Below are 22,484 nucleotides of genomic sequence, written 5' to 3' on the forward strand. Positions count from 1 at the left end.
CGTGCGCCCGGTCTCTGTGCCACGGCAGGACGCTTTCTGGTGCACGCTGCGATGCCGCTATACGGGTGGCATCGCGGCGGCAAGCTCGACGGGGCCCTAAACAGCAATGACAACTGCGTCACCGATCTATTCCTTTGCCGAGGACGCGTCCCGCGCCGAATCGGTGGCTTGGGCGAAATTTTCTGCGGCGAAAGACAGCGCGGAATTCTGCGCCAGTTGGCTAACCATCCTGTGCATGCAGGTCGAGCGTGCCGGCGGTGGCCTGCTCTTGCTCGGACCCGACAAGGATGGTGCTTACGTTCCCGCTGCGGTATGGCCGCATCCTGGCCTCGATATGCAGCATCTCAGCCCGGCTGCTGAACGGGCGCTGACCGAGCGGCGCGGAATCGTCGTACCGACGGAAGGGCGCGGCGCCTTCATTGGTTACCCCATCGAAGTGTCCGGGACCCTTCACGGGGCCGTGGTGCTCGATATCGGCCCGGGATCCGAGGCGGCACTGCAGCGCGCTCTGCGGCTCCTGCACTGGGCGAGCGCCTGGCTCATCGATCAATTCCGCAAGGGGGCGCTGGAAGAGCGCGAGGCGCGGCTTACGCGAATGGGGATCGCCATGGATATTGTGGCGACCGCCATGCAGGAGCGCTATTTCTCGGCGTCCGCGCTTGCGGTCGCGAACGAACTGGCCGGACGGCTAGCGTGCGACCGGGTCAGCATAGGTCTCGAGAAATCCGGCAGCACCGAAGTAAAGGTGATCTCCCATACCGCGACGTTCGATCCCAAGATGGATCTCGGGCGGCGGATCGGTAATGCGATGGACGAGGTGCTGGATCTCGATGTCGCATTGGTGTTTCCGCCCCGCGACGACGTGGAGCGGGCCGCGCTCGCCCATGATGAACTTGCCCGCGAATATCGCGATATTGCAATTTGCTCTGTGCCGCTCGTCGATGGAGGACATGCGACCGGCGTCCTGACCCTGGAACGAACCAAGGGCGAGCCATTCGATGGAGCGACGATCGAGCTTTGCAAAACGGTCGGTGGGTTGCTTGGGCCGATCCTGACGCTCAAGCGCGAAAATGAGCGCAACCTGCTGCAATATGTCGGCGCGGCACTGCGCCATGGTGCCGAGGTCCTGTTTGGACCACGCCATCCCGGCGCAAAGCTGATTGCACTGCTGACGCTCGGATTCATTTTGTTCTTCAGCGTGGTCAGCGGGACATATCGCGTTGCGGCAAAAACCGTCATTGAGGGGGCCGTGCAGCGGATAGCGGCTGCACCATTCGACGGATTCATTGCAGAGAGCTTCGTTCGGGCCGGCGACACGGTGAAGGCCGGGCAAGTGCTCTGCAAGCTCGACGACCGAGAGCTCAAGCTCGATCAGGCACGGCTATCGTCGGAGCGGGAGCAGCTCGAGCGCAAGTATCGACAGGCACTTGCGGCACAAGAGCGCTCGACCATGACGATCCTTCAGGCGCAGATCGAACAAGTCGACGCGATGCTGTCCCTCACCAAAGACAAGCTGTCGCGCGCCACGTTGGTCGCTCCGTTCGACGGTATCGTCGTTGCCGGCGATCTACAGCAGCTATTGGGAACGCCGGTCGAGCTTGGCAAGTCGTTGTTCACGATCGCGCCGCTGGACAGTTACCGCGTCATATTGCAGGTGGAAGAGCGCGACATCTCCTATCTGAAGCTCCAACAGCAAGGAGAGCTCACGCTTTCAGGCGTTCCGCATCGGCAGATGGAGTTCTCCGTCGAACAGATCACGCCAGTGTCGACGGCCCAGGACGGTCGCAATTTCTTCCGCGTCGAGGCGCGGCTGCGTGACTCCTCCGAGCGGGTACGGCCTGGTATGGAGGGGGTCGGCAAGGTCGAGGTCGGTGAGCGGAAGTTGATCTGGATTTGGACGCACTATCTGGTCGACTGGGTACGCCTCACCCTCTGGAAGTGGCTGTTTTGATCGTGGGATTCAGATGAACGCGCCATTGCTCAGCAGCTGGTGGTACCGCGTTGCAACGCGAAGACCGAAGCTGCGAGCGCATGCGCGATTGCATCGGCACCTCTACCGGGGCGAGGTTTGGTACCTGCTGCAGGATCCGGCCTCCTCGCGCGTGCACCGGTTCACACCATCGGCGCGACTGGTGATCTCGCTGATGGACGGAAATCACACCGTCGAGCAATTGTGGGAATTGGCGAACCAGCACCTCCGGGATGAGGCGCCAAGCCAGGACGAACTCATCCACCTGCTGGGCCAATTGCATTCCGCGGATTTGTTGGAAAGTGACGTCACGCCCGATGTGGCCGAAGCGTTTGCCCGTGGCGAGCGCGAGGAGAGGGCACGCCATTTCCGTTCCTACGCGAACCCGATGGCGATCCGGATTCCGCTGTTCGATCCGGATCGGCTGCTCACGCGCTGCAGCGGGCTGCTACGCTTGATCTGGAGCGGTTGGGGCGCGCTGGTATGGCTGGCGGTGGTGTTGCCGGCATTCGTTCTGATTTGGCCGCATTGGCCCGAGCTGACCCATAACTTCAGTGATCGGGTCCTCGCCGTCGACAATCTTCTGGTCCTTTACCTCGTATTTCCACTGATCAAGGCGTTGCATGAATTGGGGCACGCTTCCGCGACCAAGGCGGGTGGCGGTGAGGTCCATGATCTCGGCATTATTCTGCTGGTCCTGTTACCCGTTCCCTACTGCGATGCGTCGGCAGCCACGGTGTTCAGATCCAAATATCGGCGCGCGCTGGTCGGTGCCGCCGGCATGGGAGTTGAGCTTTTCGTGGCCGCGATCTGCTTCTATCTCTGGCTTCTGATCGAGCCGGGGCTGGTGCGCGCCGTCCTCTTCAACGTGATGCTGATCGCCAGCGTCTCCACCCTTCTGTTCAACGGCAATCCGCTGCTGCGTTACGATGCCTACTATATCCTGGTCGATCTCATCGAGATGCCGAACCTGGCCGCGCGATCGGCGCGCTATTGGGGATATCTCATCGAGCGTTATGTGCTCTGCGTTCTGGACGTGGAAAGGCCCGACGGATCGCGCGCGGAGCGCATATGGTTTGCCTTCTATGGCTTCGCGTCGACGCTATACCGGATCATGGTGACGATCATGATTGCCTTGTTCATTGCGGGGCAATTCTTCTTTATCGGTGTTGTGCTCGCGATCTGGGCAGTGGCGGCCATGGCGATCTTTCCGGTCGTCAAGGCGGTGCGTCACCTGCTGGAAAGTCCCCGGTTGCGCAAGCATCGGGCGCGTTCCCTGGCCATTTCGGGGAGCCTGGTTCTCGGCCTCGCGGTTGTGCTGTTCGCCGTTCCCATGCCCTACCATTCGCACGCCGAAGGCGTGTTGTGGCTGCCGGAAGAGGCAATGGTCCGGGCAAGCGCGAACGGGTTCGTTCGTGAACTTCTGGTTACGCCCGGAACCGAAGTCGTTCGCGGAGACCCGCTGATCCAAAGTCAGGATCCGACGCTGATTGCGCAGTTGCGCAGGAGCGAAGCGAAGGTCGCCGAGCTGGAAGCCGAATATGCCGCCCAGTATGTCACCGACCGCGGCAAGGCGCAGGTCGTGCACGATAAGCTTACCGCCGAGCAGGCAAATCTCGCGCTCGTTCGCGAGCGAGCGGCCGAGCTCGTCACGCGCGCTCGCAGTGATGGCGTGTTCATCGTACCGCAAATGGTGGACATGCCCGGTCGCTATTACCGGAGGGGAGAGCTGCTTGGCTACGTCGTCGGGAAAACGATGCCATTGGCGCGCGTCGTGGTGCCGCAGGAGGCGGTCGATCGCGTTCGCCTCACCACCGATCGCATCGAAGTCCGGCCGGTTGACCGGCCGCGTCTGAATCTGGAAGGGCGCGTGCTACGAGCGGTTCCCGCAGCCGGCGAATATCTTCCGTCCGCCGCGTTGGGCGTCGAGGGGGGAGGAGATATCGCAATCGATCCGCGTGACACCAAGGGTCCCAAGACTTTGCAGCGGACTTTCCAGTTCGACATCGCGCTTAACGGGCTCGAGGCGGTGGGCCATTTTGGTCAACATGTCTTTGTGCGGTTCGATCATCACATGGAGCCGCTTTCGGTGCAGTGGTATCGCAGCATCAGGCTGCTTTTGTTGACGAATTTCCATGTCTAGGCCCGACATGCAGTTGGATCGCCGCGAACTCGCGATCAGCCGCCCCTATCCGGAGCGGGCGGAATACGAACCCGCGCTGCACGACCGGATCGCACAGGGCCTGGTCAACAGCCTGATCAAGCCCGCGGTCGGCCGGATTCGAGACCCGGCACGCGCGTTGCGCGCAATCGTCGCGCACGCGTCACGCTACGAACGTGCGTTGGCCAGCGCAAGCGACGACGATTTGCGGCAACGGGCGGGCGGGATGCGTGCAGCATTGCGCCGGCAGGGCTTTGTGCCTGAGCTGGTCGGGCTCTCATTCGCCTTGGTGCGTGAGGCAGCAACCCGTACGATCGGCCAGCGGCACTATGACGTTCAGTTGATGGCGGGATGGGGATTGCTGCAAGGCAAGTTGGTCGAGATGGCGACGGGCGAAGGCAAGACGATTGCCGCGACGCTGCCCGCGGCAACGGTTGCGTTCGCTGGATATCCGGTGCATCTGATCACGGTCAACGACTATCTCGCCAACCGCGATGCAACGGAGTTGGCGCCGCTCTATCAGTTTCTGGGCCTCAGCACGGGCGTCGTGGTGCAGGGCATGTCCAAGGCCGAGCGCCGCCAGGCTTACGCTAAGTCGGTGACTTATTGCACCAACAAGGAAGTCGCGTTCGACTATTTGCGCGATCGGGTCGCTCTGTCGCGCCGTGGCAGCAGATTGCATCTCTCGCTCGAGAAACTTCGCGGCCATCAGGAGCGGGACGAAGACCTTGTCCTGCGCGGTCTCCATTTCGGCATTGTCGACGAGGCGGACAGCATTTTCATTGATGAAGCCCGTACGCCTCTGATCCTGTCGTCGTCGGTCGGAACTGCAGAGGAGAAGCTGCAATGCGAGCAGGCGCTTGAGTTCGCCGCGCGACTGACCGCCGGAGAACATTATGACGTCGATCAGGCCGAGCGATCCGTTCTGTTGACCGCCGAGGGGCGGCGCGAACTCGGCCGCCTGGCTGGTGATAAGCTTGGTGTCTGGACCTCGTCGCGCGCCCGCGAAGAGCTTATGAGTCAGGCGCTGACGGCCATCCATCTGTTCAAGCGCGACCAGCACTATGTCGTTGTCGACAGCAAAATTCAGATCGTCGACGAATCGACGGGACGCACGATGCCGGACCGCTCCTGGGAGCGTGGTCTACATCAGCTGATCGAAGTCAAGGAGAGCTGTGAGCTGACGGATCGCCGCGAGACCATGGCCCGCATCACCTACCAGCGTCTCTTCCGGCGCTACATCAAGCTGGCGGGAATGTCCGGCACCGCGCAAGAGGTCGCCCGCGAGATCAAATCCGTCTATGGGCTCGATGTGGTGCGCATTCCGTTGAATCGTCCGTCGCAGCGGACCGTTGCGCCCCCGCGGATTTGCGCAAACCGGGCCGAGAAGTTGAACGTCATCGCCGATACGGTTGCGCGTATTGCGGTTACGGGTGGGCGGCCGGTGCTGATTGGTACGCGCTCTGTTGGGGCATCGGAGGAGATCAGCGCCGTGTTGAGGCGGCGCGGTATCGAACATGCGCTTCTGAACGCAAAGCAGGACCAGATTGAAGCCGAAGTGGTCGCCCGGGCCGGCGAGCCGGCCCGGGTCACCGTTGCCACCAACATGGCGGGACGCGGCACCGATATCGGCCTCGGGAACGGCGTCGCCGATTGTGGCGGGCTTCATGTCATTCTGACCGAATACCATGACTCGCGGCGCGTCGATCGCCAGCTGTTCGGGCGTTGTGCGCGTCAAGGGGACCCCGGTAGCTGCGAGGCCATCGTTTCGCTGGATGACGATATCTTCATGATCCATGCGGCGACGGCGGCTCAGGTCATCCGTAAGCTCGTCGGCGCGAGTGTCGACGTGCCGCTCGGCATATATCAGGCGTTGCGCAGTTTCGCGCAGTTTCAGGCCGAGCGCCGCCACGGCTACGTGCGGGTTCAGAACCTGCGGCTCGATCGGCGGCTCGATCGTCTGCTGGCCTTCTCGGGGAGAGGCGAATGAGGATGGTCACTGTATCCAGGCTCGGCTGCGGCGCGTTGATCTTTCTCGCGTTAACTATTTCAGGGGGCATTGATGCGCGTGCGCAAGACCGCAACGCCGAGGGTCAGTTCGATTGCCTGATCCAGCCAAAAATGGTGCTCAAGCTCGGGACGTCGGTGCCGGGCCTGTTGAGCGAGGTGCTCGTCGATCGTGGCGACGTGGTCAAGAAGGGCGATGTGCTCGCGCGCCTCGAGTCGGGAGTGGAGCAGGCCGCGGAGGCATTGGCCAAGGTCCGTGCCGAGAACGATGCAACGGTTCGTTCCAGCGTCGCCAAGCTTGAGTTTCAGCGACGCAAGGACGACCGGGCGAAGCAGTTGCGCAAGAGCGACTCGGTCACGGTCGCGGTTGCTGACGAAGCCGAAACCGGCGCGCGCGTTGCCGAACAGGAGCTCGATGAGGCGAGGGTGAACCTTGCTGTGTCAAAGCTGGAATTGACTCGCGCCATGGAAATCCTCAAGCAGCGCACGATCCGCAGTCCCATCAACGGCGTGGTGGTGGAGCGAACTCTGGGGCCTGGCGAATACGTATTCGACCAGTCTCATATCATGACGGTCTCGCAAATCGATCCTCTGAACGTCGAGGTTTATGTTCCGCTCCGTCAGTTCGGCAAGATCCGCGTTGGCGCTTCGGCTGAGGTCTTCCCGGAAGATCCAGTCGGTGGAAGGTACGCTGCCACTGTGACCGTGGTCGACCAGGTCTTCGATGCCGCGAGCGGGACCATCGGTGTGAGGCTCGAGCTGCCCAACCCGAATTACGCAATTCCCGCCGGGCTCAAGTGCCGTGTCCGACTGCCTGGAATAGGATAGGACAGGTAGCCGTCGAGCACGGCGTCGTGCCGAGAGTTGCCGCTTCGCGTAAGCTCGCAGAGCCAATTGGGAGGATCGGAAGATGCTGGAGGGGACGATCAAGACCTATCACAATGACCGTGCATTCGGCTTCATCCGGCCTGACGCTGGCGACAGGGACATCTTCTTTCACTTGAAGTCGCTTCCACCTGGTGTCGTACCCGCAGCAGGCGCGCGGGTTAGCTACAACCTTGCTCCCGACCAGCGCACAGGAAAGCTGCAGGCTGTGAGCGTCAAGGTGCTCGTCGACGGACACAATTCCCAGATTTTGACGCGGTTCGTGAAGTTGCAGCGTTTGCCCAGGCGATCTTGATCTTCGTGGCAGGCCCGACAGGTTCGAACCTATGAGTTGCCGCTAGGCCTTACAAAAACGGGCCGGGCCCCTTCCACCGCGGCTATGCGATCAAGTCGGCGCGGGAATCCAAATTAGGATCCGGAAGGGCGGCTAGACGCTCGGCCGGCGATCGCGAGCGTGCCACTGGCCTTCAGGAATGGCGACGCGAGGGAGGGGCCGATCTGCTGCCCGTCGTCGGATATCCCTCATCCGCATCACGACCCCAGAGATCAAACACCGCCACCGCGCGGATCGGCGATGCCGTGCCATCGCGCCATTTCATCGGCAGGTCGACGAAGGCGAATTGTCCCTCGCCGAGCAGGGCTTCCAGATTGCACAGGCTGCCGATGGCACTTCCACGGATTCCGCTTGCCTCAGTGCAGCACCTGAAGCAGCCGCGGCAGCCAGAGCGAGATTTCCGGCAGATAGGTCACGCACATCAGGACGAAGAACATGACAGCGTAGAACGGCCAGATCTTGCGCATGACCTGCTCGATCGTGACCTTGCCGACCGCGCAGCCAACAAAGAGGATCGCGCCGACCGGTGGATGGCACAGGCCGATGCCGAGATTGAGCAGCATGATCATGCCGAAATGGACCGGATCGACGCCGAAGTTCTTCATGACCGGCAACAGGATCGGCGTGGCGATCAGGATCGACGGCGCCATGTCGACGAGCGTGCCGAGCACCAGCAGCAGCACATTGATCAGGAGCAGGATGACGTACTTGTTATCGGAGATCGACAGGAAGAACGCGGTCATCTTGGCCGGCATCTGCGTCAGAGCCATGATGTAGCCGACGCTGGAGGCGCAGGCGATCAGCGTCATCACCATCGCGACGGTGCGTAGCGTGCGATGCAGCAGCACCGGCAGGTCGCGCCAGCGATAGTCGCGATAGATGAACATCGTGACGAAGAAGGCCCAGATGCAGGCGATCGCGCCGGCTTCGATTGCGGTGAAGATGCCGCCGAGAATGCCGCCAAGGATGATGACGAGGGTGATGAGACCCCAGGAGGCATCGACGGCGATCCGGATCGCGTCCTTCGCCGGCACGGTCTGGCCGTGCGGGTGCTTCTCGCGATAGGCGACGGCAAGGCACAGGATGATCAGCGAGAAGCCGAGCAGCAGCCCCGGAAACACGCCGGCCATGAAGAGGGCGCTGATCGAGATCGTTCCGCCCGTCGCAAGCGAGTAGAGCACCGCATTGTGGCTCGGCGGGACCAGGAGCGCCTGCACCGACGAGCTGATCGTCAGGTTGGTCGCGAACACGCGCGGATAGCCGTTTTTTTCCATCTGCGGGATCATCACCGAGCCGATGGCGGACGTGTCGGCGACGGCCGAGCCGGAAATGCCGCTCAGGAACGTTGTCGCCAGCACGTTGACGATCGAAAGGCTGCCGCGCAGCCGCGTCAGTCCGACCAGCACGTCGGCAAACGCGACCAGGCGCCGGGCCATGCCACCCTCCGCCATGATCGCGCCGGCCAGCACGAAAAACGGGATCGTCAGCATCGCGACCTTGCTGACGCCGTCGGAAATCTTCAGCATCACCGCTTCGAGGGGAATGCCGATCCACAAGGCGCCGACGATGGCCGCCATCGCCAGCGAGTAGGCGATCGGCATGCCGATCACGAAACAGAACAGCATGGTCGCAAGCAGAATGAGGATATCCATCGTGGCTTCTCGCGATCAATCGGAGGAAACGTCGCGGTGCGATGCGATCGGATCGGGCGGCGCACCCAGGAAAATCCGTTCGATGATGAACAGCAGCAGACAGGCACCGCCGATCGGAATCGGAAGATAGGTGACGCCGACCGAAAGCGACGGGAAGTCGGCGATCGTGTTGTACCAGGTCACCTCGACGAGCCGGGCGCCCCAGATGATCATGAACAGCGCGATCAGGCCCATCAGCAACTGGACGACAAGGTCGGTCAGGTTGCGCAGCGGGGCGGGCAGCTTGTTGGCGAAATATGCGACGTTCATATGCAGATTGAGCCGATATCCGGCGGCCGCACCGATGAACGTCACGACGATGGTGAGCAGCACCGCGAGAGGTTCTGGCCAGGATGCGGCACTGTTCAGGACATAACGCGTGAACACGGCCCAGGGGATGACGGCCGAGATCAGGATCAGCGCCGCTGAACCCGTGATGACACAGGCAAGATACAAATAGTCCATCGCGCGGCGATACGATCCGGCCATGTCCGTTTCCCGTACGACGTCGATTTCCCGTGTGGCGCGGTATCAGGCTGACTGGATACGTCCGATCATCTCCTGATATTTCGGGCCGTATTTGTCCCACACCGGCTTGACCGCATTCTGGAATGGCGTCTTGTCGGCGATCTCGATGATCTCGCACCCGGCAGCCTTCGCCTTGTCCATCGCCTGCTGCTCGTAGGTGTTCCAGAGCCCGCGCTCTTCCAGCTGGGCCTCGCGCGCAAGCTTCCGGATCAGCGTCTGCTCATCGGCAGAAAAGGCGGACCAGGCTCGTTTCGAGAACACCAGCACCTCGGGAACGATCAGGTGCTCGGTGAGCGAGAAGTGCTTCGCCGCGGTATAGTGATTGCTGAAGACGTAGCTCGGCGGATTGTTCTCGGCGCCGTCGATGACACCGGTCTGCAGCGCGCTGAATACCTGGTCGTAACCCATCGCGACGCCGTTGCCGCCAAGCGCGTTCATCATGTCGATGAAGATCGGATTGCCGATAACGCGGAACTTGAGGCCCTTGATGTCGGCGATCGTCCTGATCGCGTGCTTGGTGTTGTAGAGGCTGCGTGCGCCGGAATTCATCCAGCACAGCGCGACCAGTCCGGCATTCGGGCTCGCCGTGATCTTGTCCAGCAGCTCCTGGCCGATCGGGCCATCCATCATCCGCTCGGCATGCGCCATGTTCTTGAACAGGAAGGGCATGTTGACGACGTTGATGTCGTCGACGATCGGACCGATCGAGCCGGCGCTGACGCGCAGCATCTGGATCGCGCCGATCTGGGTCTGCTCGATGGTCTCCTTCTCGCCGCCGAGCTGCATCGAAGGGAACATCTGCAATGACAGCCGGCCGTTGGTCGCCGCCGCCAGCTTCTTGCCGAGGTTTTCCGTCGCGACCACCGTCGGGTAGCCCGGCGGCTGGACGTCCGAGGTCTTGAAGACCGCCTTCGACTGGGCGAGGGCGGTCTGCCCCGAAGTCGCAACCACCGCGCCAAGGCCGGCGCCGAACTTGATGACGTCGCGACGGTTGAGCCCGGTGCGGCGGTGCTGCGATCGATCTGTACGATTCATGTCATATCCTCCCAAAGTGCCTGGCCGGAGTCCGGCCGCGGTCATGCCGGCTGGCTCTGCTCGTCGAAGAACTCCGGATTGTTGTGCTGGGTGGCCGAGATGTCGGCCAGAAGCCGTTCGAGATGTCTGGTCATCGCGGCTCCGGCCGATGCCGGGTCGCGCGCCTCGATCGCGGCCATCACGGCCTCATGCTCGGCGATGACTTCGGCCATCCGCCCACGCTGCGGCAGCGTGAGCCATCGGAAGCGGTCGACGTGAACCTTGACCTGCAGGATCAGCTTCCAGATGCCGGGGTGGCCGGCAATTTCGGCGATGGCGGCGTGAAAGGCCTCGTCGGCCTGATGGAATTCCTCGCGATCACCAGCCATCTCGGCCTCGCGCTGGCGTTGGAGGATCGCGTGCAGGCTGAGGGTCTGGCTGGCGCTGGCGCGCTCGGTGGCCATGCGGGTCGTGGTTTCCTCCAGCGACCTGCGGACGATGATCGCCTCCGGAAGCGCGGCGAGCGGGATGCGCGAGACGAAGATGCCCGATTGCGGGAAAATCTCGACCAGGCCCTCGTCCGACAGGCGAAGGATAGCTTCCCGCACCGGGGTCCTGCTGACGCCGTATGAGCGCGCGATCTCGGCCTCGATGATCGGATCGCCGGGCTTGCGCTGCAGCGAGACGAGTTCGGCGCGCAGCTCGGCATAGATCCGCGCCGCCGCCGTCGCGGTCCGTGGACGACCGGTGCGCCGGTGACCGACGGGGTTACGGAGCTCCGGCTTGTTAGGCGCGCGGGCGGGCATTCGTGCTCCCAGAATTAATATATTAGTATATGAAGTCATGATGGAAGGCAAACCAGCATCGCGCGCATCCCGGGAGGTCATATGACCGACTTCGCGTCGAGGTCGGGCGGTCCGGCGTCAACGCCATCGCGCCGAGCATTGCGGAGACCGCGTTGACCGGCCCGTTCAAGCAACGGCCGGAGATCTACAACCTCTATGCCGGCCACACCGTGTTGAATCGCTGGAGCAGCGCCGACGAGGTCGCCACCGCCGCCGCTTATCTGGCGTCTGATGCAGCGAGCTATGTCAGCGGCAGCACGCTGTTCGTCGACGGCGGCTGGACAGCGGTCGATGGACCGCCGACGGGTCTCACGCAACTCGCGCGCTAGAATGGGATGAGTTTGTTTCGATCGAGCCACGATCGCTTTCGAATCATGCCTTGCGGCCGTTGGTATCGATCGACAGCGCCTGGGCAATGAATTTGTGCGTCGGGGTCGGTACGCCGAGCTTCTCACCCATGCGCACCAAAGCGCCCGAGAAATAGTCGATCTCGAGCGGTTTGCCGGCGCGCCGGTCAACCAGCATGGACGTGATCATGTCGCGGGGATTGGCGTCGGCGGCCTTCATGATCGTCGTGAAGTCGGTGGGCTTGAACGGCACGCCGGCCGCGAGGCCGACGGCGATCACTTCGCGCACGGCATCCTCGAACAGGGCGCGGGTGCCGGGCGTCTCGCGCATCGGTCCGTACGATGCATTCGTCAGCGTCATCATGCCCGAACTCGGTGCGAGTGATGCAAACTTCAGCCAGACATTGTAGCAGATCTCTGGTGTGAGCACGGCATCGAGGCCGGCCTCCTTGCACACGTGCTGGAAGGCCTCGAGGTGCGGATTCGCTCGCCATCCGGCTCGCCGAACTCGATGCGGCCGGGTTGCGCCTTGTGCTCGATCACGCAAGGCCGCGCGATGTGGCTCGAGATGCGCACGACGCCCGGCACCACGTGCGCACGCGGCAGGTGCGCCCTGATGAGGTCCGGCCCCTCGATGCCGTTCTGCAGCGAGATGATCGTGGTGCCCTCCCGAACCGCGGCCTGCAACGCTTTCGCCCCGCGCTCGGTATCGCCGAGCTTAGTCGCAAAGAGCACCATCTCCGGCGGCTCGGCCTCGGCGGGATCGGCGACGGCCTTCACGGGCTTCACCGTGTGATCGCCGCTGATGCCAATGATCTGCAGCCCATCCCGTCGCATCGCATCGAGATGCGCTCCGCGCGCCACGAACGTGACGTCCTGCCCCGCGGCCGCCAAGCGCCCACCGTAATAGCCGCCAATGCCGCCGGCACCCATGACCAGAATTTTCATGGTCTCTCCTCGCCATGCCGCGAACGGCAGAGAAGTGCCGATCGGCAACATCCCTGCCAATCCCGGCCTCAAACTAGCACATTGGAACCGGATGCATCGCGACCAAATTGCCGTTGGTCGGAGCCGCTTGAGCCTGGCTGTCCCTGGTGCTTACGACGTGAGACCGGAGACGAATCCAGCCCGGCTACGCAACTCCGAGGCTTCCGGAGACGTCAGCAGTGCGATCAGGCGTTGCGCCTGCGATGCCGCCGAGGCCTGTGTCGCAACGGCAGCCGTATACATGGTCGCGAGCCCGTATCCCGGCGGCAATGTGCCCGACAGCACCACGCCCTGCGTGCTGATGATCTCGGTCGATTGCGTGCAACCGATCGGCCGCCGGTCATGGGACTCGGCGAGGTGCCGCATGGCGGTCGCGCCGTTCGGATAGATTCTTAGCCGGTCGGCGACGACATTGGCGAGATCGAGTTGCGCCAGCACCTTGGCGACATGAATTCCGGCGGTTGCTGCCGTGGTATCGGGCACGAAGATCGCGTCTGCAGCGAGCAGTACCGCGCGCAGGCTGGCTGCGTCCGCAGCGCTCGCCGGCGGATCGCCGGCGCGGACGGCGAGGGCCGTTTCGACGCAGCCGATGTCGGTAATCGAGTTGCGCAGAACCAGCCCTTCTTCGGCAAGCTTGGCGATCAGCGCAGCGGTCAGGATGACGATGTCGGTCGGAACGCCGGCACGCAATCTGTCGGCCATGGCGCCGACTGCGCCAAAATCACCGGCAATGCGGGAGCCGCCTTCGGCTTCAAACGCAGGCTCCAGGCTGCGCACCAAGCCTTGTGCTGCTCCGCCGCTCAGGATGTTCAACGTCTTCATTTGCACCTGTTCCATCACCACGGCCTTGGCCGCGACGTGTCTATTCGTTCTTGTCGAGTCTTTTGACGACGTCCGCCCACTTCACGATATCGGCGCGCAGAAATTTGTCGAAAGCCTCCGGGGTCATCGTCATCGGCACCGCGCCCTGTTCGGCCCAGAGCTTCTCGACCTCCGGCCGCCGGACTGCTGCAGTCACGGCCATGTTGAGTTTCTCGATGATCGGCTTCGGCGTACCTACTGGAGCCATCAGGCCGAGCCAGATCGTCGCCTCATAGCCGGAAACGCCCGCCTCGACGACCGTGGGAACGTTCGGCAACACCGTGGAGCGGGTCTTGCCGGTTGTTGCAAGCGCGCGCACCTGGTTCTCGGCAATATTCGGTGCCATCGCCGGAACGGCATCGATCATCATCTGGACCTGGCCGCCGATGACGCCGCTGCGGGCCTCGCCGCTGTTGCGATAAGGCACATGCACGATGTTGATCCCGGCCATGGCTTTGAACAACTCGCCCGCCATGTGATACGGCGTTCCCTGACCCGACGAAGCATAGTTCAGCCTTCCGGGCTCCGCCTTTGCGAGGGCGATGAATTGTTGCAGCGTCCTGGCCGGTACGGCGGGGTGGACCACGATCACCAGATCCGAAGTGTTCAGCGATGCGACCGGCGTCAGGTCGCGCATCAGCTCATATTTGCGCTGAGGCACCAGCGATTCATTGGCGGTCTGGGTGTTCGACATCATCAGAAGGGTGTAGCCATCGGCCGGCGCCTTCGCGACCTCGAGCGTGCCGATCACGCCGCCGGCGCCGGTGCGGTTCTCCACCACGAAGGGCTGGCCGAGGTCTTGCTGCAGGATGCTGCCGATCTGGCGCGCCACGACGTCGGCCGGCCCGCCGGGACCAAAGGGAACGATGATCCTGACCGGCCGCGCAGGGTAATCCTCGGCGTCCGCATGTCCGCTTGATATCGACACGGTCAGCAATGCCGCGACACACATCAAGGCGTACCGAAAGCCCGCCATTGATCGTCTCCTCCAACTTTAGTCTTCTTTCTTGACCAGAAGTCTAGCTGCAACCTGAAGCATCTGTCGACGACAGACATCGTCTTCGCGCATCGGAATAAGGGCGCAAGGACGGTGTACTCGAACTTCGCCATCGCGTGCGGGGAATCAAATGAGGAAACATCCTGGGCTATCGCGCCGCGATGTGCTGAAAGGCACCGGCGCCGTGCTGGCGGGGACCACTTTTTCAACGCGCGTGATCGCCGCCGCGCCACCTGCGGAACCGGTGACGCCGACCTTGATCGAGGCGGCGAAGAAAGAGGGACAGGTCGTCTACTACACCTCGACCGATCTGCCGGTCGCCGAGAAACTGGCGAAGGCGTTCGAAGCGAAATACGCGGGGATCACCGTGCGTGTCGAGCGCACCGGCGCGGAGCGTGTGTTCCAGCGGGTCGGCCAGGAATATTCCAGCAATATTCACGCGGTCGACGTCGTCAATTCCTCCGACGCCGCGCATTTCATCGTCTGGAAGCGCGACGGCATTCTGGCGGCCTATGTGCCGGAGGAGGTCGCGAAATACTATCCGCAGGAGCATCGCGATGCGGACGGTCAGTTCGCAAGCTTCCGGGTCTGGCTGTCGATCATTGCCTACAACACCAATCTCGTGAAGGCCGAGGAGGCGCCGAAGAGCTTTGCCGATCTGCTCGATCCGAAATGGAAGGGCAAGATCGTGAAGGGGCATCCCGGCTATAGCGGCACCATCATGACCGCGACCTATCAGATGCAGCGCGATCTCGGCTGGAGCTTCTTCGAGAAGCTCGCCAAGCAGAACATCATGCAGGTGCAGTCCTCGACTGATCCACCGAAGAAGCTCGACCTCGGGGAGCGCGCGGTCATGGCCGACGGCAACGAGTACAACATCTTTCAGCTGAAGGAGGCCGGCCGCCCGGTCGAGCCGGTCTACGCCAGCGAAGGATCGCCGATCATTGTCGGCCCCAACGGGATCTTCAAGGACTGTCCGCATCCGAATGCGGCAAGGCTGTTTCAATCGTTCGCGCTCGGGCGCGAGGGGCAGCAGCTCAACGTCGAGATCGGCGGACTCAGGTCGGTCCACGCGCAGGCCCAGGAGAAGGCCGGGCGCAAGCCGCTCAAGGACATCAAGACGATGAAGGACGACCCGGCGGCGGTGGAGCGGGAAGGGGAATCGATCAAGGCGCACTACACCCGCATCTTCCGAGTCTAACGGACGGAGTGGGCCGGTGGCCGAGCATCTGGGCGTTTGCCGCATGGCTTATGCGCGGTTTTCGCTCCGATTGGGTCAATAAAGCCTCTCGGCGGAGAGGACGTTTGATGTTACCAATTTGGCATGAACCAGCATGCCAAGATCGACATCCGCCATTCCACCTGCCCCCACGACTGCCCCTCGGCATGTGCGCTCGACGTCGAGGTGATCGAGGGACGCTCGATCGGCAGGGTCCGGGGCTCGAAACAGCAGACCTATACCGCCGGCGTCGTCTGCGCCAAGGTTGCGCGTTACGCCGAGCGGATTCATCACGCCGAGCGGCTGATGCATCCGCTGCGCCGGACCGGCCCGAAGGGCTCCGGCCAATTCGCGCGGATTTCCTGGGACGAGGCGCTGGACGAGATCGCGGCGCGGTTCGATGCCGCCGAGCGGGAATTCGGCGCCGAGTCGGTCTGGCCGTACTACTACGCCGGCACCATGGGGCTGGTGATGCGCGACGGCCTCAACCGGCTGTCGCATGTGAAGAAGTATTCGCGCTTCTATGGCACGATTTGCTCGACCATCGCGCGCATCGGCTTCGCCGCCGGAACCGGCAAGATCGCCGGCGTCGATCCGCGCGAGATGGGCGTCTCCGACCTCGTCGTAATCTGGGGCACCAATCCGGTGAACACCCAGGTCAACGTGATGACGCATGCGTCGCGCGCACGGAAGGAGCGCGGCGCCAAGATCGCGGCGGTCGACGTCTACAACAACGAGACCATGAAGCAGGCCGATATCAAGATCCTGCTGCGGCCGGGCACCGACGGCGCCTTCGCCTGCGCCGTGATGCACGTGCTGTTCCGCGAGGGATTTGCCGATCGCGATTATCTCGCGCGCTACACTGATTGCCCCGACGAGCTGGAGGCGCATCTGAAGACCCGCACGCCGGAATGGGCGTCGGCGATCTCGGGCGTGCCGGTCGAGGAGATCGAGGCGTTCGCGCGGCTGGTCGGGACGACCAAGCGCTCCTTCTTTCGTCTCGGTTACGGCTTCACCCGCAGCCGCAACGGCGCCGCGCAGATGCACGCTGCGCTGTGCATTCCCGCGGTGACCGGCGCCTGGCAATATGAGGGCGGCGGCGCGTTCTTCAACAATGCCGGCATCTGGCGCTTCGACGAATCGATCATCGAAGGCCACGACGCGATCGATCCCTCGACGCGGGTGCTCGACCAGTCGCAGATCGGCCGCATCCTGACCGGCGATGCCGAGGCACTGAAGGGCGGCGGGCCGGTCAAGGCGATGCTGATCCAGAACACCAATCCGATGACGGTCGCGCCCGAGCAGGCGCTGGTGCGGCAGGGATTTGCCCGCGAGGACCTGTTCGTCGCGGTGCATGAGCAGTTCATGACCGAGACGGCGCAGATGGCCGACATCGTGCTGCCGGCAACGATGTTCATGGAGCACGACGACCTCTATTACGGCGGCGGTCATCAGCACATCTCGGTCGGCCCGAAGCTGATCGATCCGCCCGGCGAGTGCCGCTCCAACCACGAGGTGCTGCAGGGGCTCGGCCGCAGGCTCAATGCCGTGCATCCCGGTTTCGACATGACGCCGCGGCAGCTGATAGACGCAACTTTGAAGAAGAGCGGGCACGGCGATATCGAAAAGCTCGAGGCCGATATCTGGCGCGATCTGCAGCCGGATTTCCGCACCTCGCATTATCTCGACGGCTTTGCCCATGCCGACAAGAAATTCCACTTCAAGGTCGATTGGGGCAAGGTCCCGGTCGGCGCGGGTGGGTTGATGGGCGCGTGGGACAAGATGCCCTCGCTGCCCGACCACTGGACGATCATCGAGGAACCCGACGCGCAGCATCCGTTCCGGCTCGCGACGTCGCCGTCGCGCAGCTTCCTCAACACCAGCTTCAACGAAACGCCGTCGTCGCAGGCCCGCGAGGGCGCGCCGACCGTGATGATCCATCCTGACGATGCGGCCGGCCTGTCGATCGCCGATGGCGACGCGGTGACGCTCGGCAACATGCGCGGCGAGACCACGCTGACCGCAAAACTGTTCGATGGCGTTCGCCGCGGCGTGCTGATCGCGGAATCGATCCACCCGAACAAGTCCCATATCGGCGGGCGCGGCATCAACATGCTGACCGGCGCCGAGTCCGTCGCGCCGCTTGGCGGGGCCGCATTCCACGACAACAAGGTCTGGATCAGGAAGGCGTCCGCCGCCGCCTAAATCCTGCTTGCAGTCGGCGCCGATCCTGCCGCAAATGTCGGCTGACAACGGCACACAGGCAAGCAAACAGGCGGGAAACATGACCGACAACAGCGTTCTTCTCGAAAAGCGCGGGCAGGCGTTCTGGATCACCATCAACCGACCGGACAAGCGGAATGCGCTCAATGCCGGCGTGATCGCGGGCATCGCCAGGGGCTATCGCGAGGCGCATGACGACAAGGACGTGCGCGTCATCGTGCTGACCGGCGCGGGCGACAAGGCATTCTGCGCCGGCGCCGATCTGCAGAACAGCGGCGCGGCGTTCTCGATGGATTTCTCGCGGCCCAATGTCGACTATGCCGATCTGCTGCGGCTGTCGCAGAACGCGACCAAGCCCGCGATCGCGCGGGTCGGCGGCGTCTGCATGGCCGGCGGCATGGGGCTATTGTGCATGACCGACATGGCGATCGCCACCGATGGTGTGATCTTCGGCCTGCCGGAGGTGAAGGTCGGCGTGTTCCCGATGCAGGTGCTGAGCCTGCTGCAGTCGATCGCTCCCGCACGCCTCATCAATGAATGGGCGCTGACCGGCGAGCCGTTCGATGCGAAGGCTGCACAGGCCGCGGGTCTTCTCAACTACGTCGTGCCGGCGGCTGAACTCGACGCCAAGGTCGATTGGCTGATCGGCCGCATCGTCGACAAGTCGCCGACTGCGATCCGACGCGGCAAATACGCGATGCGGGCGATCGCCTCGATGTCGTTCGACGAGAGCATCGCCTATACCGAAAGCCAGATCGCGCTACTCGCGATGACCGAGGACGCCAAGGAGGGCCTCAAGGCCTTCGGCGAGAAGCGCAAGCCGACATGGACCGGGCGTTAGGCGGAGGCCCGGCCGTCCGTTCTCTTTTCTCGGAAGCGCGCGCCGGCATGGATGAGAAAATCAAGCGCGTCGGTTGCTCGAAACGATTGAAGAATGAGGAGCGGCCGTGTGACCTGACGAGACGGTCGTTCTGGCTCGCTCCTCGCGTCGCTTCTTGGCGGCCACGATCAGTTGTTTCCGCGTGCGTTTGGCGTAGGTGGGTAGTTGTAGTCTCGAGCGATGGCGGCCTGCGGCACGGAGTTCGGCGTCCGTAAGATCGCTGTCTGCGCCTTCGGTGAAGCCGCCGTGGCGAAAGGACGTAAATGAGAGCTCGTTCCGAAGTCCCGCTGCTATGATTATCTTTTTAACGACATGCCGAAGGTAGCGCAGATCGTTGCGTTCGGTGATCCACGGGAGAGGAGTAGACGATCTGCGATGAGCATGATCACGGCGAAACGCCAGTCCTGAGGCGACTGAGTTTTTGAGAGCGTCAAGTTCTGCCATCAGCTCGGGGAAGAGCGACACACCGCTCTCATCGAACAAGGGCCACCAGGCCTCTTCGCCGTTCTTTGGATGCACGATCCGCACGCTGTTGGGGCGCTCTTTCGGCCGATAGTGCTCGATCTCGAAGACTCCGAATATGTGTTCCTCGCGCTGCAGCCACTCCCAGGTCAACAATGCAGCGGTTGCGATCGAGTGGTATCCCAGCCTCTTTGCGGCTTGCCTGAAGGCGACAAGCTCTTCCCAGATCGCTGTTGACGTCTCTTTCACTGCCTGACCCGGGGCGCGCGACTTTAAGCCCATCCGAGAGAATGGATTGACCAGGGGCACTTTCGCCTCTTCAGCGCGCTGGCCAACAAACCAGGCGCGTCTGCAGGCAGTCATGGCTGCATTTGCGAAACGTCGACGCTCGCGTTTGACGATGTTTCCGTCCACGTCCTTGGTTTCCACGACGAGCAGATTTGCGTAAACTGCATCGACAAATGCTTTGGTGAAATCAGTAATCTGTTTCGAACCCGCGCGGGTGCCGTCGTTCAGTTCGTGGTTGGCGAACAGCGCCAGGCCTTGGCCATATAAGCGTTGGGTCTTGAAGTCGATTTCACGCCATCGGTGGTTTGCTTTGAAAACGCTGACAAGCCAATCAAAAGTCCCGGGCGCAGGAGATGCCGGGACCATGTCGGTCAATCCGCCTGATCGCCAGCTGTCGAAGGCAGGCAACAGAACATTCTCTGCTCTGTTGATGGCGGTTGCATAGTCTTCTCCCAAGGCTTCAGCTGTGACAGGGCAGCCTTCATTGCGAGCCCACGTTGGTGGCTCGAAGAAATAACCGCGTCGACCATTCTTCAATGACTTTAGTCTGCAATAGCGCGGAAGCTTCATTGTAGCGCAACCTTAACGTCTTGCCAGGGAGGCCAAATCCTCGCCTTCTGATCTGTCCAAACTGGTAGTTCTACGGGGCGCGGCAAAATCATCAATCGCAGCTCTTGACCAGACCGGTTGCCGCGCCCGCCCAATTCCACGATAGCTGATTGGAGGCGGCGCCTCGCCGCGGCCTACCGCTCGCGCGAGTTCATGGGTATTTGCGAAATCCAAATAGGCGGCGGCCATGTCGGCAAGCATGAGTGCAGGCCAGGCACCGATGAGTGGATAACGAGCAGGAAGAGCGGTGCGGGATGTCATAGGCGTTAGCTCGCGCGTCAATGCTGCAACGATCTTGGTGCCGAATTCAGAAGAATGGCGTCATCATTTCTGGAGAGGATCCTTCTTCGTGCATCGCCTCGGAAAGCACCAATCGGGATATCCAAAGTCAAATTCGCCGCTCCTTGTGGCTTTCTGGCATGCCCTCCAGCCATATGGATGCTCACTCGGAGCACGAGAAGGCAGCGAGGAAAAGAGCCATCAACAACTGGTGCGGCAATCGGCGGGCCTTGAGTGCGAAAAAGTGCCGGGCATCGATTGAGCGAGTATTCAGCGGCGCTTCAAGTCATTGACGCCCCTGCTTGAGGTTTTGAAAATATTTGATGGCAATTCGTCGAGAAACTTCGGCGGCGTGCGTAGATAATCCGCTCGTTGAGAGGCACATGATTCTTGCGGGCTATCAGCTTAAATTCCGACAAGTTCTATCGCTGATCCGACGTTTGGGGCTCCTAGCAAGCGCTCTTTTGTCGGAATGGCGGGACCGTCTGACGGTAGCTGCTCCCATCGACGAGATCCGTCCCGGGGGACAGATTGGAATTACAGAGCCTGAGTACCGAGCGCTACTACTGCAGACTGGCTGACGATGAACCCTCTCCTCAGTCAAGCAGCAACCCAGCAACTGACAGGTTCAGTTTTAGCTCGCGAACGATTGTGTCGGTCCGACTGGGCGTCGCCCTGGCGGGCCGGGCTGTCGGCTGCGCTGAAACCCCGGGCCTCGCCGGGTTTTCACCCTTTGGGCTTCCATCCCTGACGCGATAGAGATACCGGAGACATCAACCTGCGCCGCGGAGGTGGGGAAGACGGACATAGAGAGGGAGAGTGCGGTCGCTGGAGGCCGTGACGGGTTGAAAGTTGCGAGAGAGGCTCGCGGCGCCCGTCGCGGAGACCCGCGATGTCCAAATATCATCCCTCGGTGCGCGCCAGCCAGAACCGGGTGAGCCTGTACGACGAAATTACCGGCAGAATCATCGCCGAGCTGGAGGCCGGCCATGTACCTTGGGTTCAGCCTTGGGACGCTGCGGCTGGGACAGTGCCGCTGGCCATGCCCGAGAATGCCGCGTCGCATCGCCAGTACAGCGGTGTTAACATACTAATACTGTGGAGTGCGGCCCGGGAGCGCCGATTTTCAAGCCAACGCTGGCTGACCTATCGTCAGGCGCTTGCAATCGGTGGTCATGTCCGCAAAGGCGAGGAGGGTACTACTGTCGTTTATGCCGATCGCTTCATCCCATCTGATGAAAAGCGCCGTGTGTCCGAGACCGGCGAGGAGGCGCAAGCCGTTGCATTCCTGAAGCGCTTTACTGTCTTCAATACCGATCAATGCGTACTCCCAGCGGAAATTGTGACCACTGCACCGCCGCGGCGGCCTGGCATGATCGAGCCGGCGCTCGAGGCTTTGATCAGGACGAGTGGTATCGATTTTCGCATCGGTGGTAATCGAGCGTTCTATGCACCGTCGGAGGACTACGTCCAGGTGCCGCCGCCAGCGGCCTTTTTCGAGCCGATCAACTGGCACCGCACTGCGCTCCACGAGCTTGGCCACGCTAGCGGTCATGCTTCCCGTCTCGACCGCGACCTTGGTGGTTCCTTTGATACCAAGAGATACGCCTTCGAGGAATTGATCGCCGAACTCTGTGCCGCATTCTGCTGCACATCACTTGGCATCGCGCCTACCGTGCGGCACGCCGACTATATTGGCTCTTGGCTCGAGGTCCTGCGCGAGGATAACCGCGCAATTTTGCGAGCAGCGTCGCAGGCGAGCAAGGCAGCTGACTATCTGCTCGGTTTCCTTCCTGAAGTCACGGCAGCCCCATCGGCCGGCCAGGCCGGCGCGAATGAAGGGGGTGGCGTCATGAGACTCTGCTGACGGACGAGAGGAAGAGGGCGCGAGAAACGCC

18 protein-coding genes and 1 pseudogene are annotated in these 22,484 nt (G+C 62.3%); 10 read left to right on the top strand and 9 right to left on the bottom strand.

All coding sequences use genetic code 11. The annotated features are described in order from the left end of the window. Positions 1–106: 106 nt before the first annotated feature. The 5 genes from CO675_RS26325 (at position 107) to CO675_RS26345 (ending at position 7,317) form a co-directional block, all read left to right on the top strand. Positions 107–1,951, top strand: a complete 1,845-nt coding sequence (locus CO675_RS26325) for a GAF domain-containing protein (protein ID WP_097674745.1) — start codon at positions 107–109, stop codon at positions 1,949–1,951. Between the two features lie 13 nt (positions 1,952–1,964). Beyond that, positions 1,965–4,112, top strand: coding sequence for an efflux RND transporter periplasmic adaptor subunit (locus CO675_RS26330; RefSeq protein WP_143279115.1), 2,148 nt, complete (start codon positions 1,965–1,967; stop codon positions 4,110–4,112). Next, positions 4,105–6,120: a preprotein translocase subunit SecA gene (locus CO675_RS26335; protein WP_097674747.1), complete on the top strand. Its 2,016-nt coding sequence runs from the start codon at positions 4,105–4,107 to the stop codon at positions 6,118–6,120. Before CO675_RS26330 ends, CO675_RS26335 begins: the two co-directional genes overlap by 8 nt. Next, entirely contained in the window at positions 6,117–6,965 is an 849-nt protein-coding gene (locus CO675_RS26340; protein WP_198964744.1) for an efflux RND transporter periplasmic adaptor subunit, read from the top strand. Before CO675_RS26335 ends, CO675_RS26340 begins: the two co-directional genes overlap by 4 nt. Positions 6,966–7,047: 82 nt before the next feature. Further along, positions 7,048–7,317: a cold-shock protein gene (locus CO675_RS26345; protein ID WP_097674749.1), complete on the top strand. Its 270-nt coding sequence runs from the start codon at positions 7,048–7,050 to the stop codon at positions 7,315–7,317. 395 nt (positions 7,318–7,712) lie between these two features. On the opposite strand, the gene CO675_RS26350 is transcribed toward CO675_RS26345, so the two are convergent. From CO675_RS26350 to CO675_RS26365, 4 genes are read right to left on the bottom strand one after another with little or no spacing between them, the layout of a single operon-like run. Then, positions 7,713–9,008 (bottom strand): TRAP transporter large permease, encoded by a 1,296-nt coding sequence (locus CO675_RS26350; protein WP_097674750.1) that lies wholly within the window; start codon positions 9,006–9,008, stop codon positions 7,713–7,715. Positions 9,009–9,023: 15 nt separating this feature from the next. Next, entirely contained in the window at positions 9,024–9,536 is a 513-nt protein-coding gene (locus CO675_RS26355) for a TRAP transporter small permease (RefSeq protein ID WP_097674751.1), read from the bottom strand. A 42-nt stretch (positions 9,537–9,578) separates the two neighbouring features. Then, complete coding sequence (locus CO675_RS26360) at positions 9,579–10,610, bottom strand: TRAP transporter substrate-binding protein (protein WP_097674752.1); 1,032 nt, start codon at positions 10,608–10,610, stop codon at positions 9,579–9,581. Between the two features lie 41 nt (positions 10,611–10,651). Beyond that, positions 10,652–11,395, bottom strand: coding sequence for a GntR family transcriptional regulator (locus tag CO675_RS26365; protein WP_097674753.1), 744 nt, complete (start codon positions 11,393–11,395; stop codon positions 10,652–10,654). A gap of 98 nt (positions 11,396–11,493) precedes the next feature. Between CO675_RS26365 and CO675_RS26370 the strand changes: the two are divergent. Further along, positions 11,494–11,763, top strand: a pseudogene (locus CO675_RS26370) (SDR family oxidoreductase); the annotation flags it as partial. A 43-nt stretch (positions 11,764–11,806) separates the two neighbouring features. Here CO675_RS26370 and CO675_RS26375 read toward each other — a convergent pair. From CO675_RS26375 to CO675_RS26390, 4 genes are all read right to left on the bottom strand, one after another. Then, positions 11,807–12,145, bottom strand: a complete 339-nt coding sequence (locus CO675_RS26375) for a ketopantoate reductase family protein (RefSeq protein ID WP_097674754.1) — start codon at positions 12,143–12,145, stop codon at positions 11,807–11,809. 29 nt (positions 12,146–12,174) lie between these two features. Further along, complete coding sequence (locus tag CO675_RS26380) at positions 12,175–12,780, bottom strand: ketopantoate reductase family protein (protein ID WP_097674755.1); 606 nt, start codon at positions 12,778–12,780, stop codon at positions 12,175–12,177. A gap of 99 nt (positions 12,781–12,879) precedes the next feature. After that, positions 12,880–13,590, bottom strand: coding sequence for a molybdate ABC transporter substrate-binding protein (locus CO675_RS26385; protein ID WP_097674785.1), 711 nt, complete (start codon positions 13,588–13,590; stop codon positions 12,880–12,882). 40 nt (positions 13,591–13,630) lie between these two features. After that, entirely contained in the window at positions 13,631–14,581 is a 951-nt protein-coding gene (locus tag CO675_RS26390) for a tripartite tricarboxylate transporter substrate binding protein (protein ID WP_502693409.1), read from the bottom strand. A 175-nt stretch (positions 14,582–14,756) separates the two neighbouring features. Between CO675_RS26390 and CO675_RS26395 the strand changes: the two genes are divergently transcribed. The 3 genes from CO675_RS26395 to CO675_RS26405 all read left to right on the top strand — a co-directional run bounded on the left by CO675_RS26395 (position 14,757) and on the right by CO675_RS26405 (position 18,909). Next, complete coding sequence (locus tag CO675_RS26395) at positions 14,757–15,827, top strand: ABC transporter substrate-binding protein (RefSeq protein ID WP_198964745.1); 1,071 nt, start codon at positions 14,757–14,759, stop codon at positions 15,825–15,827. A gap of 123 nt (positions 15,828–15,950) precedes the next feature. Then, a complete protein-coding gene (locus CO675_RS26400; RefSeq protein ID WP_097674758.1) occupies positions 15,951–18,050 on the top strand; it encodes a molybdopterin oxidoreductase family protein in 2,100 nt (699 codons plus the stop codon). A gap of 79 nt (positions 18,051–18,129) precedes the next feature. Continuing rightward, positions 18,130–18,909 (top strand): enoyl-CoA hydratase/isomerase family protein, encoded by a 780-nt coding sequence (locus CO675_RS26405; protein WP_097674786.1) that lies wholly within the window; start codon positions 18,130–18,132, stop codon positions 18,907–18,909. 60 nt (positions 18,910–18,969) lie between these two features. Here CO675_RS26405 and CO675_RS26410 read toward each other — a convergent pair whose 3' ends face one another. Further along, complete coding sequence (locus tag CO675_RS26410) at positions 18,970–20,268, bottom strand: hypothetical protein (RefSeq protein WP_143279116.1); 1,299 nt, start codon at positions 20,266–20,268, stop codon at positions 18,970–18,972. A 1,210-nt stretch (positions 20,269–21,478) separates the two neighbouring features. Here CO675_RS26410 and CO675_RS26415 point away from each other — a divergent pair. Then, the gene (locus tag CO675_RS26415) at positions 21,479–22,453 is read left to right on the top strand and encodes an ArdC family protein (protein WP_097674760.1); all 975 of its coding nucleotides are present in this window, start codon (positions 21,479–21,481) and stop codon (positions 22,451–22,453) included. Positions 22,454–22,484 lie beyond the last annotated feature (31 nt).

The sequence above is a fragment of the Bradyrhizobium sp. C9 genome (assembly GCF_002532045.1).
Classification (GTDB): domain Bacteria; phylum Pseudomonadota; class Alphaproteobacteria; order Rhizobiales; family Xanthobacteraceae; genus Bradyrhizobium.

Coding starts and splice junctions, on each gene's coding strand:
- CO675_RS26375 (WP_097674754.1), bottom strand. CDS start 12,145: ATGATGACGCTGACGAATGCATCGTACGGACCGATGCGCGAGACGCCC.
- CO675_RS26325 (WP_097674745.1), top strand. CDS start 107: ATGACAACTGCGTCACCGATCTATTCCTTTGCCGAGGACGCGTCCCGC.
- CO675_RS26400 (WP_097674758.1), top strand. CDS start 15,951: ATGAACCAGCATGCCAAGATCGACATCCGCCATTCCACCTGCCCCCAC.
- CO675_RS26405 (WP_097674786.1), top strand. CDS start 18,130: ATGACCGACAACAGCGTTCTTCTCGAAAAGCGCGGGCAGGCGTTCTGG.
- CO675_RS26365 (WP_097674753.1), bottom strand. CDS start 11,395: ATGCCCGCCCGCGCGCCTAACAAGCCGGAGCTCCGTAACCCCGTCGGT.
- CO675_RS26345 (WP_097674749.1), top strand. CDS start 7,048: ATGCTGGAGGGGACGATCAAGACCTATCACAATGACCGTGCATTCGGC.
- CO675_RS26395 (WP_198964745.1), top strand. CDS start 14,757: ATGAGGAAACATCCTGGGCTATCGCGCCGCGATGTGCTGAAAGGCACC.
- CO675_RS26340 (WP_198964744.1), top strand. CDS start 6,117: ATGAGGATGGTCACTGTATCCAGGCTCGGCTGCGGCGCGTTGATCTTT.
- CO675_RS26360 (WP_097674752.1), bottom strand. CDS start 10,610: ATGAATCGTACAGATCGATCGCAGCACCGCCGCACCGGGCTCAACCGT.
- CO675_RS26380 (WP_097674755.1), bottom strand. CDS start 12,780: ATGTTGCCGATCGGCACTTCTCTGCCGTTCGCGGCATGGCGAGGAGAG.
- CO675_RS26390 (WP_502693409.1), bottom strand. CDS start 14,581: ATGTGTGTCGCGGCATTGCTGACCGTGTCGATATCAAGCGGACATGCG.
- CO675_RS26350 (WP_097674750.1), bottom strand. CDS start 9,008: ATGGATATCCTCATTCTGCTTGCGACCATGCTGTTCTGTTTCGTGATC.
- CO675_RS26415 (WP_097674760.1), top strand. CDS start 21,479: ATGTCCAAATATCATCCCTCGGTGCGCGCCAGCCAGAACCGGGTGAGC.
- CO675_RS26355 (WP_097674751.1), bottom strand. CDS start 9,536: ATGGCCGGATCGTATCGCCGCGCGATGGACTATTTGTATCTTGCCTGT.
- CO675_RS26410 (WP_143279116.1), bottom strand. CDS start 20,268: ATGAAGCTTCCGCGCTATTGCAGACTAAAGTCATTGAAGAATGGTCGA.
- CO675_RS26330 (WP_143279115.1), top strand. CDS start 1,965: ATGAACGCGCCATTGCTCAGCAGCTGGTGGTACCGCGTTGCAACGCGA.
- CO675_RS26335 (WP_097674747.1), top strand. CDS start 4,105: ATGTCTAGGCCCGACATGCAGTTGGATCGCCGCGAACTCGCGATCAGC.
- CO675_RS26385 (WP_097674785.1), bottom strand. CDS start 13,590: ATGAAGACGTTGAACATCCTGAGCGGCGGAGCAGCACAAGGCTTGGTG.